The organism is Vreelandella sedimenti (assembly GCF_013416325.1).
In the GTDB taxonomy this organism is placed as follows: domain Bacteria; phylum Pseudomonadota; class Gammaproteobacteria; order Pseudomonadales; family Halomonadaceae; genus Vreelandella; species Vreelandella sedimenti.
Map to the genome: position 1 here is coordinate 1 of NZ_JACCGK010000030.1, position 12,808 is coordinate 12,808.

A 12,808-nucleotide genomic window follows, 5' to 3' on the forward strand; every position below is an offset into this window, starting at 1 on the left:
GCGAATTCCACACCCAACGTCGAAGAGCCCTTTTTATTTTTAGTAATGCACTATCGTCATCCAACGATGATTCACTGGTCTCAGATATAACTCCATACAGATTATTGTACCCCTGTGGGATTCGGATAAAGGAGCCAACTTGGCCCACTCGATGTGTTCTGCCTCCAATGATTAGAAGTCCGGATTTCAACTGAGGCGTCAATTCTATCACTACTGATGAACCGGTAACTGCACTAACGCTGCCTAAATATGTAGGTTTATTCACTAGCTTCATTGCCAGCCTCCCCAGCTTCTAGGGCGTATATTTTCTCACCACCTGATTTGGCTAAAAAATGTGTGAAACGTTTAAAGTCACCCAGGTTGAATCTACTATCTTTCCAATATTCTTGTCTTATTCTTCCCCAGTTTTTGACAGGTTCTTCGCCTAGTTTCCAAAAGGCTTTAACGCCATTAATTACAGCTCCATCAGAGCAGTATACACTCAAGTTCGGTCTTTTCAGAGCGATGCTCACAGCGCTAGATTCCTCCTCTAGTGTTTTGTATTGCAGAGCTATTATTGCCGAGGAAGGATTTGCTGCCATACACTCCATTAGTTTTGAAGAAATATGTGCGTCGGCAAATGAAAATCCATTCGCTATTAATATTGAATCAGGTTCTAGCATGAAGCTTTTTAAACGATCAAATAAAGAGGTGAAAGGAGCGGCTTGCGTTTGGTCATATTTAATATGAGAAGGGTAAACCATTGTTTGGCCATCGGTAGAAAAATCTCTTATAACATCGCCTTTCTTATTTTCAGCCCAACCTATTGAACCATGAAGCTTCCATAACCGTATCCAATTTACGGGTAGATCATTATTGGAAATGCTTGACGGATCAAAAAAGGCTGATTTAGCCCCAACAAATCCGTCAAAATACGGAGTTCTGGCCCTTTCCATCGCCTCTTCAAATAATAGATCGTAGTTAGTAGTGAATATTTCAACAGGTTCTTTTCTTGTAATTCCATTGACCCAAGAAATAAGATCGGAGTAGGGGTTCTCTCCATCAGGCAAGCCAACGTCAACAGTGCTCTTAATAGAATCACAAATTGACTTTGAAAGAGACTTATATCCTTCACCGTTCAAACACAAACTTCGGTCGCACCAATGACTTCAGATAGCCCTCTTACTCTAGATAGTACTAACTCAATATTAGAGCTGCTGACTTGCTGCTCCAAACTTATGTAAGCATCTTTCTCTATTCCTTTTAGATTTTCACGGACTTGATTTGTAAGGCCTTCGATATTTGGAATCAAAGGCTTATAATTATCTGAATCACCTATGTTTATACTTACAGGAGCGCCAGCACCAATTAATAATCCAATCTTTTTCCTTCCGTTTGTGATTATCTGGCGAAAGTCAAGCATATACTGGTCTGGGTTGTGAACGGTCGTATCCATCTTTATTCCTGACGTTTTATGTATTAACCAGCTATATGCCCTTTCATTATTATCAATTAAAAAGTGGCGTTATTGCTTTTAGGTTGTTAGCTGTATACATGCTCAATATTTATGAAGTGGCAATTTTTCTTGCACCGATGCTTAACTTTTAAACTCCCGCGTTTAATTTAGCCTAGCACAAGCTGCTGAAGTAGGCTGAGGTTCGTCAGCTTTTATTTTCAACGTTCCTTCGTGGCCTGCTGATTAGGAGCCGTAACATTTTTTAGCTTTGGCGGCTGTGCAGCAGACGCAGTCTTGATTAGATGGGAGCTGGGGAGCAAACAAGAACCCCGCGTAAGCTCGTGAAAGCCAAGAGGCGGGGGCATGTGCTCATGGCCATCACGCTGTTAGCTGTCAGTGTGAGGGCGGCAGATGAGAAGAGCCTAAATGCTAGATCAAGCACCGGTCTTAAGCCGACATAAAGTCATTCCAGCGCCTTACCAAATAGTTATGCTCGGTATTCCGCACCGCGATACGGCTCATTCTTGTCTGGTAGTCTCCGCCGTCGCGGATTTCGCCTCGGTGAATCATATCAGCGGTGCCATCGGGGCCCGGAAGGCTCTTGCGGCAGGTTTGCCGTCATACCAAAAGTCCCACTCCGCAGCGGATAGGTGAGGGCAGTCAGTTCTGGGGTGGAAATGTAATAGCCTTGGCAGGCCATGACGGCGCCGGGCCATCCAGAAATCCACCAGTTGAGGTAGTCATAAGCCGCATCTAGCGTGCGTCCCTTCACATGCCGTGAGATTGACATGCCACCGTACCAGGCGCGATATCCCTCTGTTGGCGCCGCCATGCGCACCTGCATGTTGCGTTTTTTGAGGTCAGTCATGGCGGGCGACCATAGGCTTTCATTGTTTTATCTCTTTGCGTTAGCACTTTTCTATGGCTTTTTAGTAGATGGGAGAATAAGCGTAGATTTATTTATAAGTCCTGACTTTCTCCATGCTTCATATTGATGCTAGCTCGGCTTATTCATGAGTGAACTAATTGTTGGTGGGCAGCGAAGACTTTGTCACCTTAAGTGCTAATTCCCCCTAGCAAAATCATGACGCCTGGAATCCAGCCAGTAAAGATTGCGCAAAAAATGGTATAGGTGGCAACGTGTCGCTGAATAGGCTTCGCTAGCGCTAATAGGTAGAAGAAGCTGAGCCATAAAAGAGACCATGCAAACCAGCTAGCGGTATTCCACAGTTTGAAGTTTGTCGTGTAGCCAGCGAGTGAGTGCACACCAATAACGGCGGCGGTGATACTTACAAAAAGACAGAACCAGCCTAATCCTTTGCCATCAGATTTTAGCCACTGATTGGCACCTACCCAAAGATAAGTTATTGAAAATAAGAGTGTAAAAGCCCCTGTGCTAATCTCAACCGTGTTGTTAGGGACTTTGAAAATTAAGTGCATGGCTATAATAAAGCTGAGCAACCCAACCAGGATGTTGATGATGGAGACTTCTTGGTTGCTGATTTTTCCCAGGAGCCAAATACCATTTATAAACAAAACGGCGCCCACATATAGCAATGTAAGACCCAGGATCATACTGTCTTGCTCCAGATGTTTAGTTTTAATAAAGCCACGTGCTCGTTCCCGTGGCTTTGCTTTAGCGGTAGGGTGCTTTTAGTAAGGCACTAATGTGCATTGTTAATGTGCATTGTTAGTGTGCATTGATCGCTTGCGTCGTTAGCTGCGGTGTTGATTCATTCAGCTTAAACCGGGCGACAATAGAGTTGAGGCGTTCGGCCTCATGCTGAAGCTCGATGGCGGCCGTACTGGCTTGTTCGACCATTGCGGCATTTTGCTGAGTCGTTTGCTCCATATCGTTGGCTGCGATATTAACTTCTCGAATACCCGCGCGTTGTTCTTCGGTTGCTACGGATATCTCGTCCATTAACGTGGTGACCTGGGTCACCGATGTCATGATTCGCGCCATGGTTTCGCCTGCTTTATCCGCTTGATGCGTGCCGGTTTCTACCATATTGGCCGATGTTTCAATCAGTTTTCGAATATCCGTTGAGGCGCTAGCGCTGCGGGTAGCGAGCTGGCGTACTTCACTGGCCACCACCGCAAAGCCGCGGCCATGCTCTCCAGCGCGTGCCGCTTCTACTGAAGCATTGAGTGCGAGAATATTGGTCTGGAAAGCAATGGAGTCAATCAGCTTGATGATGTCGGTGATTTTCTGTGAGCTTTCGCGGATGTTGTGCATATGGCTAATGACCTCCATGACCACACTACCGCCTTGATCCGCAGTGTTTGCAGCTTCACGAGCTACTTGTCTTGCTTGGATAGTGTTCTCGCTGTTGCGCTCCATTGTTGAGGTCATTTCTTCGATGCTTGACGCGGTTTCGGTTAACGAGGCTGACTGTCGTTCCGTACGCGCCGAGAGATCCTGATTACCTTTGGCGATCTCTTTGGCGCTGGTAAATACTTCGCTACTGCTTTCTCTAACCGTCATAACAGTGCCGAGTAAGCTTTGCTGCATATGACGCAGAGAAGTGAAAAGCACGCCGATTTCATTTCGACCGCGGGTTTCCACTTCTCTTGAAAGGTCGCCTTCCGCCATGCTCTTGAAATGCTCGGTAATGCGGTGCAAAGGCCGTATTAAATTAGCACCTACGCCCCAGTAAACAATCACGGTAACCATGAGCGCGATAATGAAGACGGTGATGATGGTAATAGTGGAAAGGCTGATGACAGAGTCAAAATTGTTCAGCCGGTTGTTACCTTCTTTTTCTACTTGATGAAAAAAACCAATCGCATCTTGATAGAAAGCTGCATAAGCCTGGTAAGCGGCGTCACGCTGTTCGCGGTAAGTAACTGTATCGCCTTCGTACAATGCAGTTACTTGCGGCAAAAGGTGTACATCTAGCATGGTGTCAAAGCTTGTTACGATAGGCGAGATAATCGCCTCATGAGCTGCGTTGGCGGGCAGTGAGAGAAAATTCGAAAACACGTCTTGGGCACTGTTAAGCGAACTATGCAGCTCAGTAGCTCGCTGTTGCCTCTCTTCATTGGTAAGCGTTGTTTGTGGCTCAATCAATTCCTCATAAAGGCGCGCCATGCTAAGGCGTGTGGCTTGTAGCGTGGAATTAGTTCGGTTGAGACTAGCCTGCTGGTTAACATTGACATTAGTGAGCTGCTCGATGCTTTGTTGGCTGTGATTGACGGCATAAAGCCCTGTGCCACTGAGCACAAGAAGCATAAGTAAGAATGAGAGTAGAACCAACGTCCAGCTCATTCTTAATGTCATATTATCTAATATACGCATTTATATTCCCAAGTTAACCTATAGAGCCATGCACCTTAACCACAAAATAGAACTGCCAGCGCACGCAGCAGTTCTATTTAGTGGTGGCCAAATGGCTTCTAATTAGGTGTACATAAAAACTGTTTAATTAGAGTGGGTGCTGTTTTGTGAGATTTTCTGGCTTCATTTGTCGCTGTCGGCTTTGGCCGCCTCGGCATCTGCTTTGGCAATCGCCTCCCGCTCTTTTGCCTCGTCGGTCAGTGATTTATTAGGCAGGGCTATGTTAAGTGTGAAGGCTGTTATCGCAGCAACTACAATAGGCGCACCGCCAATTAGGTCTCTCAACACCGCCGGAAACTGCTCAATGGCAGAGGGGACAGAAGCGATACCTAGGCTCAATGCTAAAGCGAGCCCCACGATCGTCATATTTCGAGCGGACATTTCATCTTTTACCAACAGCTGAATGCCCGTCATGGTGATCATGCCGAATACGGTAATGGTTGCTCCACCCAATACGGGGTAAGGAATGGTGGTCATGATTGCCCCAAACTTTGGGCTAAGGCCGGCCAGAATCATCATGATGCCCGCCAGCGCCAGGACATAACGGCTAATAACCTTGGTCATCGCCACAATGCCTACGTTCTGACTGAAGGTGGAGGTTGGCAATGCACCGAAGAAAGAGCTTAGGGTGGTAGTCAGGCCATTGCCCAGTAAACCTCCCGTCAACTCCCTAGTCTTCAGCTCTCGATTCATGCCACCTACGGTTGTTGCGGACAAATCGCCGATAGTTTGTACGGAATTGATAATGCAGATAACGACCATAGAGGCGATGGCGGCCGCGTGAAATTCCATCTCGAAAGGCATTACCTTGGGGATGGCCACCCAGGAAGCATTGGACACACTATCGAAACTGACCATGCCAAGGGCGAGCGAGAGCAAGTAGCCTACGACGATGCCTACAATGATTGCGGAAAGCTTAACCACGCCTTTACCGAACTGAGCGGCGATCAATACCGTGAGTAGCGTTACCACCGCTACGACCCAATTAATCGGATCGCCAAAATTGGGTGCGTTTACGTTGCCACTGCCCGCCATATAGCGAATAGCAATATCGTAAAGTGATAAGCCAATGACCAATACCACTGTGCCTGCAACAACAGGCGGAAAGAGGTGGCGGATATACTGGATGAAATAGCCCACTATCACCATGGTCATACCGCCTATTAACTGTGCGCCAAGAATCCCTTCAATACCATACTGAGCTCCTACTGCGACCAAAGTTGGTACATAGGCAAAGCCTACGCCAAAGATGGCGGGCAAGCGGGCGCCAAATTTCCAAACACCGTAAAGGTGGAAAACAGTACATACCCCTGATGCCAGCACGGCAATCTGAATAAGCAGGAGCTTCTCTTCTATGCTCGCCCCCACAACACCGGCAACGATAATGGGCGGAGTGATGACGCCAGCGATCATGGCCAGTAGATGCTGAAGAGATAGAGGCAAGGCCTTTGAAAACCGCGGTTTTCCATAGAAATCAAAGAGAGAGGTGTTCTTTTCGCTCACGCGTTTCCGATCTTCGGAAGAGGCTAATGCATCATTCATAGATGAGGCTCCATTGTTATTGTATTCAGTGCTATTAATTTTTTGTTTATCGAATTTGACCATACTGTACACAAAAATAAATCAGAAAATAAATAATTTTGCAGCTCTCTGCCAACCCCATATCATCAATGTGCATTTTTTACAGATAACTATACCTAGAGAAAATATTGATATGCTCAATGGCTACTAACAAAAATCTAAATAAAATAATTAAATTACAATGGGTTATATTTATATTGTTTGTTTTTCATCTGCCTTCTGTAGCCGACCCTTCTAAAGCTAAATCCCCTTAAATCATGCCTACTAAAGTCGCATTCACTAACGCGGGGTGCCCATACAGTTTAAAATGTATACAAAAAATATTTGAAATGTATCCATTAAAGAGCTAAAAATGTTGTCCATAACCACATGATCACTTTTTAGAATGTGCTAATGCTGCGTTGCCAATGATGAGCTAACGGCACAGGATTCACGGAAAATCATAGGAGAGGGGTGATGGGAAAACTGACAACACATGTTTTGGATACAGCCCAAGGCTGCCCTGGTGAAGGAATTAAAATCGAGGTATTTCGTTTAGATGGGGAGCAACGTCAGCTTCTTAAAATAGTTAAGACCAATGACGATGGTCGTTGTGATGCTCCGATACTTGAAGGAAGTGAGTTAGTAAAGGGCAATTATGAAATGGTGTTTCATGCAGGTGACTACTTGATGCGCCAAGGATTAAAAGCGCAAGAGCCGAGCTTTTTGAACATCATACCACTTCGTTTCGGGGTTAATGATGTGGCGCAGCACTATCATGTGCCATTACTGCTATCGCCGTATGCCTACTCGACTTATCGCGGCAGCTGAACATTAATCCTTAGCGTCAATAACCTTTTTGTAGTTAGCCACCCAACAATAATCAAATGAGGCGAGGTTCCCCTAATGCAAGCCTATTTACTTGAATTTGGAAACTTTATGCTGCGCTGGCTGCATGTCATCGCGGCCATCGCTTGGATAGGCGAATCCATCTATTTTGTGATGCTGGACAATGGCCTCAAGACACCTAAAGACGAAAACTGCCGCCAAAAAGGGGTGTTTGGTGAAATGTGGGCTGTTCATGGTGGTGGTTTCTATCACAACCAGAAATATGCAACGAGTCCAGAAAAGCTACCGGATGATCTGCACTGGTCGTTCTGGAAGTCTTACACTACATGGCTATCCGGTTTTGCCCTGTTCATCATTTTGTATATGGTTAACCCAGGGTTCTACTTGGTGAACCCCAACAGTAACTGGGAGTGGGCGGCTAACCTTGCTGGCTGGGAAGCTAATATCCTGGCGCTGGCCTTCCTGCTACTAGGGTGGGTTGTTTATAACGAGATGTGTAAGCGTATCAGCCCGAACATGGAGCGTGATGGTCTCTTGAGTATCGGCGTAGCGGTCATGATGATCGTAGTTGCCTACTTGAGTACTCAGATGTTTTCGGGACGCGCGGCTTTCCTGTTAACAGGGGCGGTGATGGCTACTGCGATGTCGGCGAATGTGTTCTTTTGGATCATTCCTGGTCAGCGTCGCATGGTAAAGGCGATGAAGGCTGGTGCAACACCCAATCCACTTGATGGTAAGCGTGGTAAGCAGCGCTCGGTTCATAACACCTATTTCACCCTGCCCGTCGTATTGTTGATGATCAGCAATCATTACTCCTTTGCTTACACTTATGAGCATGCATGGGTGCTGATGACACTCTTTATCTTTGCGGGTGCATTGATTCGTCAATACTTTGTTTTAATGCATGCGGGTAAAATTCAGCCGATCTATCCCATTGCTGGTGTTGTTCTTATCTTAATAGCTTTTTGGGTGGCCATGCCTGCGCAAATCTCGAATCAATCTGGCGCTCAGGCCGCAGAAAAGGGGCCAGATATCACTGAGATCGGTGCCGTAATAGAGCAGCGTTGTGTCGCTTGCCACTCACAAACGCCGACACAGCCGGGCTTTTCTGCTCCTCCTGCTGGTTTTGCATATGACGAAATCGAGCAAATCATCAAACAACAAGAGAGCATTAAGCGAGTAGTAGCGAGTAACTATATGCCACTTGGCAATATGACGAATATGACGGAGGAAGAACGTGCATTGATTGAGGAATGGAAAGAGTGACCGTTTAAGTAAAATTCGTACGTATTTAAAGTCAGTGCTATTGGTGGCCTGCCTTATGGCAGCGCTTGCTTTCCCCAACGGTCACCCGAGCATGCGAGGTGCTTTGCCGCTGACCATTTTCGGCGTGGCCATGGTGATCCTAAGGCGGAAAGCGACAAACTGAACCAGAAGTTCTCCCAAAGTAATTCAATCCCGATTAAGCCGACCAGGTAAAGTTTCTTGTCCTGCCGCCGATAGGGTATTGACCATATGGTCAACTCAACACACAACATGGCGATCCTGACGATGCGCCTCAGCATAGGGCAGGATAATGAAAAATTTTACCATCGCGCAGAGGCTAATGATCATCGTCAGTCTTTGCATGCTTTTGATCGTGGGCGGTGCCACCGCCCTTCAATATTACTTGTTCGGCAACCTGGTGACCAACCGGGTCACAACGGTCGAGCTGCCTGTGACTCTCGAAAGTATCCGCAACGATATCGAAGCCACGCTGTCTGGTCCCATCAGCGTGGCTGAGGAACTGGCGCATAATCGCTACCTCAAAGATTGGCTGGCAGAGGGAGAGCCACAGGGGGATGCGGATCGGGCCATTGGTCATTTTAGTGAGATTCAGCAGCGTACCGGCGCCAACGTCGTATTCTACGTGTCGGCGCAAAGCGGCAACTATTACACAGCCGATGGAATCGATAGGCGCTTGAGCCGCGAACAGGATGGTTGGTTTTACAACCTTGTCGACGCTAATGACGGGGTCGACTATCAGCTAGACATTGATGATGACGGAGGGGAACTGCAGGTCTTCATCAATTACGTGATAGAAGCACAAGGCAAACGAATCGGCATTGCGGGCGTTGGTTACACGCTGGAAACCTTGGCTGAAACTATTCGGGACTATCGCTTAGGTGAGGGTGGTACGGTATTTCTGGCAAACCGAGATGGCACCATCAGCATACACCCCGACGGAGCCGAACGGGTCGGGGAACCGCTCGCGGCGTTGCCAGGCTGGGAGGATGTTGCTCCTACGTTGCTGGCGGAACAAGGCTATCGCTTCGAAACGGTCCGGGATACACAAGGTGCGGAGCACTTGGTGGCTGCTATCGACATACCAGGCACCGAGTGGATAGCCTTCGCACAGATCCCACGGGACGAGCTGTTCTCCGACCTCAATCAGGCGGTTTTACTGACCCTACTGGCCGTGAGTCTGATCTTGATAACGAGCCTGGCTGTGATTGCCCTACTGTTACGCGCACAGCTTCGACCTATTCGTCGCACTGCAGATGCCATGCGTGGAATCGCTCAAGGGGATGGAGATCTGACGCTGCGTCTACCGGTAACCGGCAAGGACGAAAGCGCTGAGCTCGCCATTCAGTTCAATGCTTTTGCCGATAAGATGCATGATGTGCTGAGTCTGGTTCGAACCAGCAGCGATGCTGTACAACTGGTTGCACGGGAGGTTGCAAACGGTGGCCGGGACATGTCGCGAGGTACCGAACAGGCCGCCTCCAGCCTGCAAGAAACCTCGGCCTCCATGGAAGAAATTGCTGGCACCGTCGAGAATACCGCTACCTCTTCCCAAGTAGCCAATGGGTTATCACAGGCCGCAGCGGAACTGGCTCAGCGCACCGGCGGGCAGGTGGAGCAGGTAGTGACGACTATGGGGGCAATTCAGGAAGCGTCAACGAAGGTCGGTGATATCGTTAAGGTTATGGACGACATTGCATTTCAGACCAATCTTCTGGCTCTGAACGCGTCTGTCGAGGCGGCTCGAGCGGGCGAAAGCGGGCGGGGGTTTGCCGTGGTAGCCGGTGAAGTCCGACAGTTGGCGACACGCAGTGCAGCGGCCTCGCGTGATATTCGTCAGCTGATTGATGCCTCGGGAGAGAAAGTACAGAGCGGTACTCACTTGGTCAGTGAGGCGGGCAAAGCCATGCATGAGTTGATGGAGAGCGTCCAGCGCGTCGCTGGCATGCTCGGTGAGATCAGTCATGCAGCCGGCGAACAGAGCGACGGCATCGGCCAAGTAAATATCGCTGTGGCGGAGCTGGATCGCATGACACAGCAGAACGCATCACTGGCGGAGAGATCTACCACATCGGCCCATCAGCTTAGTGAGCACGCCGATCAATTGGCCTTGATGGTGGGGCGCTTCAAGCTGCGCGGTGATTTGCTCCCGGCGCCGGCGGTTGAATCAGCCTGATCGTTCGCCGGTCTTGAACTGTAATGCAGTTCACTTAAGCGGCGCTGCCTTACGATTTACCTGATAGCGGGTTTTGGATATTGTTACCGTCCTCGGTCTAGATGGTTGAGGATGGTCATCTAAGAAGAGACTCGCCATCGCCACCCCAGCTCCCGTTTTTGATACAGCTTGGCTATCTGGGTAGTGCTGTATTGAGCGGCGGGCAGCGGAGTAATGTTCATCTGGGCTTCTCCTCATCTTCACGATGATTGACTGTTCACTCACCATCTTGGCACGTAGATGTCGGTTCGTTGAGGAGGAGTCCATCCCATTGCTTACCAATAATTTGTTCTGCCAGGTATTTCTTGAGATGTATAGGAAGGCAGGGCTTTGAGGTTTGCTTGTTTCATGGTGTGCTCCAGGGGCAAGCTCGCAGAATATAGGTTTTGACACCCACAAACTGCGAACTTGCCATTCCCCGAAAAGTGCTCATGGATGAACACTGATCGAAGCTGAAACCTACCCTGCTTCGACAAGGAATTTATCACAAGCCCGATCTATTAATGACGATGGAAGGCATTCTTTATCGAATGCGTTCTGGCTGCCCATAGCGTAATTTTCCCGAGATATTTGGCCGCTGGCACACGGTCTATAAGCGCTTCAATGCCTGGTCGGCAGCCAGCAAAATGAAGCATTACCGGGATATTGCGACATGCTACGATAACCTCCAGCGAAATTACGAGAGCATGGTTGCTTTAGCCTGCGTGTTCCTCTGGTTACCGATGTGAAACGTCAACAGACCTTAGCGAATGGCTTGGAAGATAAAAGATGGATAGCGTCAGTCAGTCTCGGACGTGCTGGCGTCTGCCGCTTGCCCAGGTTTCCAGTACGCTGCGGTCATCGCCCATCATCATCAACGCGAACAGGCGCTCGCTAAGGGTGCGGCAGCGGGCATGGCGCCTTGACAGCAACGGTGTCGCATCGAGGTCGAGCACCACGAAGTCGGCCTCCATCCCGGGAGCCAGACGGCCGATCTCGCTATCCAGCGACAAGGCTCTGGCATTGCCCAGTGTCAAGCCATAAAGGCCTTGCCAGGCCGTCAGGGGCTGGCCACGCAATTGTCCTACCTGGTAGGCGGCCTTGAGAGTCGCGAGTCCGGAAAGATCGGTACCACCGCCAATGTCGCTGGCATAAGTCACGTTGAGCCCGACGTCGCGTGCGGCGTGACGGTCGAACAGGCCGCTGCCTAGGAACAGATTGGAGCTGGGGCAGAAGGCCAGGTTGGCGCCACGATCAGCCAGCCGCCGCCGCATACCCTGGTCAAGATGAATGCCATGGGCAAAAGTGCTGCGTGGCCCCACCAGTCCGGACTGCTCGTAGACCTCTAGGTAGTCGCGGCTCTCGGGGAACAGCTCGGCAACCCAGTCCAGCTCGCCGGTATTTTCGGAAAGGTGGGTCTGCAGCCACAGGCTCGGGTCATTGCGCAACAGCCCTCCCGTGGCGTCCAACTGCGCCCGGGTCGAGGTGGGAGCAAAGCGTGGGGTCAGGCTGTAGCCGAGTCGGCGTGTGCCGTGCCAGTCGCTGATCAGCCGTTCGGTATCGCGAATGCCACCTTGGATGTCGTCGCACAATGTCTCGGGGGCATGGCGATTCATCAGCACCTTGCCCGCCAGCATGCGCAGGTCGCGCTTGCTGCTGGCGGTGAAGAAAGCATCCACGGAATCGGGGTGGCTGGAACAGAACACCTGAGCGGTGGTGGTGCCGACCCGCAGCATTTCGTCGAGAAAGACATTGGAAAGCGCCAGGGCGTAATCGTACTGGGCGAAACGACACTCTTCGGGAAAGGTGTAGTCGTTGAGCCAGTCGAGCAGCTGGCGCCCGTAGGAGGCCATGATCTCGAGCTGGACATAATGGACATGACTGTCGATGAAGCCGGGCATCAGCAGCTTGCCGCGGTGGTCGATCACCTCGATTCTTGGAGGCAGATCCGGTTCGAGTCGCGCATAGTCATCGATGGCGCGGATGCGGCCACCCTCGATCCACAGGGCCGCGTCTTCGATATGGCGTACGCTGCCTTCGGCGGGTGTGTCGCCCTCGCCGGGGTCGGCGTCAAAGCTCAGTAGTTCGGCGCGGATCACGTATGTGTCATTCGTCGTCATAATGGGGACTCTTGTTTCCGGTGGCA

The 12,808-nt window shown here is 49.7% G+C and carries 10 protein-coding genes and 2 pseudogenes; 5 read left to right on the top strand and 7 right to left on the bottom strand.

Annotated features, from left to right (window positions below; translation table 11 throughout):
• Positions 1–257: 257 nt before the first annotated feature.
• The 6 genes from HZU72_RS22440 to HZU72_RS22460 all read right to left on the bottom strand — a co-directional run bounded on the left by HZU72_RS22440 (position 258) and on the right by HZU72_RS22460 (position 6,317).
• Positions 258–1,121 (bottom strand): SIR2 family protein, encoded by an 864-nt coding sequence (locus tag HZU72_RS22440; RefSeq protein WP_208458196.1) that lies wholly within the window; start codon positions 1,119–1,121, stop codon positions 258–260.
• Positions 1,118–1,435: a hypothetical protein gene (locus HZU72_RS23695; RefSeq protein WP_208458197.1), complete on the bottom strand. Its 318-nt coding sequence runs from the start codon at positions 1,433–1,435 to the stop codon at positions 1,118–1,120. The genes HZU72_RS22440 and HZU72_RS23695 overlap by 4 nt, the downstream gene beginning before the upstream one ends.
• Positions 1,436–2,006: 571 nt before the next feature.
• Entirely contained in the window at positions 2,007–2,303 is a 297-nt protein-coding gene (locus tag HZU72_RS22445) for a hypothetical protein (RefSeq protein WP_180096077.1), read from the bottom strand.
• Between the two features lie 188 nt (positions 2,304–2,491).
• Complete coding sequence (locus HZU72_RS22450; RefSeq protein ID WP_180096079.1) at positions 2,492–3,010, bottom strand: AmiS/UreI family transporter; 519 nt, start codon at positions 3,008–3,010, stop codon at positions 2,492–2,494.
• Between the two features lie 115 nt (positions 3,011–3,125).
• Positions 3,126–4,736, bottom strand: a complete 1,611-nt coding sequence (locus tag HZU72_RS22455; RefSeq protein ID WP_180096080.1) for a methyl-accepting chemotaxis protein — start codon at positions 4,734–4,736, stop codon at positions 3,126–3,128.
• Between the two features lie 162 nt (positions 4,737–4,898).
• Positions 4,899–6,317, bottom strand: a complete 1,419-nt coding sequence (locus tag HZU72_RS22460) for a uracil-xanthine permease family protein (protein ID WP_180096111.1) — start codon at positions 6,315–6,317, stop codon at positions 4,899–4,901.
• A gap of 495 nt (positions 6,318–6,812) precedes the next feature.
• On the opposite strand from HZU72_RS22460, the gene uraH reads away from it, so the two are divergent.
• From uraH to HZU72_RS24275, 5 genes and pseudogenes are all read left to right on the top strand, one after another.
• Positions 6,813–7,166 carry a hydroxyisourate hydrolase gene (gene uraH, locus HZU72_RS22465; protein ID WP_180096083.1) on the top strand — a complete coding sequence of 118 codons (354 nt, stop codon included), beginning with the start codon at positions 6,813–6,815 and terminating at the stop codon, positions 7,164–7,166.
• Between the two features lie 75 nt (positions 7,167–7,241).
• On the top strand, positions 7,242–8,450 hold the full coding sequence (locus tag HZU72_RS22470; RefSeq protein ID WP_180096084.1) for a urate hydroxylase PuuD: 1,209 nt from the start codon (positions 7,242–7,244) through the stop codon (positions 8,448–8,450).
• A gap of 310 nt (positions 8,451–8,760) precedes the next feature.
• Complete coding sequence (locus tag HZU72_RS23945) at positions 8,761–10,644, top strand: methyl-accepting chemotaxis protein (protein ID WP_180096086.1); 1,884 nt, start codon at positions 8,761–8,763, stop codon at positions 10,642–10,644.
• Positions 10,645–11,135: 491 nt separating this feature from the next.
• Positions 11,136–11,309 (top strand): annotated as a pseudogene (locus HZU72_RS24270) (transposase); the annotation flags it as partial.
• A 9-nt stretch (positions 11,310–11,318) separates the two neighbouring features.
• Positions 11,319–11,411, top strand: a pseudogene (locus tag HZU72_RS24275) (IS5/IS1182 family transposase); the annotation flags it as partial.
• A 54-nt stretch (positions 11,412–11,465) separates the two neighbouring features.
• Here HZU72_RS24275 and guaD read toward each other — a convergent pair.
• Positions 11,466–12,782 (bottom strand): guanine deaminase, encoded by a 1,317-nt coding sequence (guaD, locus tag HZU72_RS22485; RefSeq protein ID WP_180096088.1) that lies wholly within the window; start codon positions 12,780–12,782, stop codon positions 11,466–11,468.
• Between the last annotated feature and the right edge of the window lie 26 nt (positions 12,783–12,808).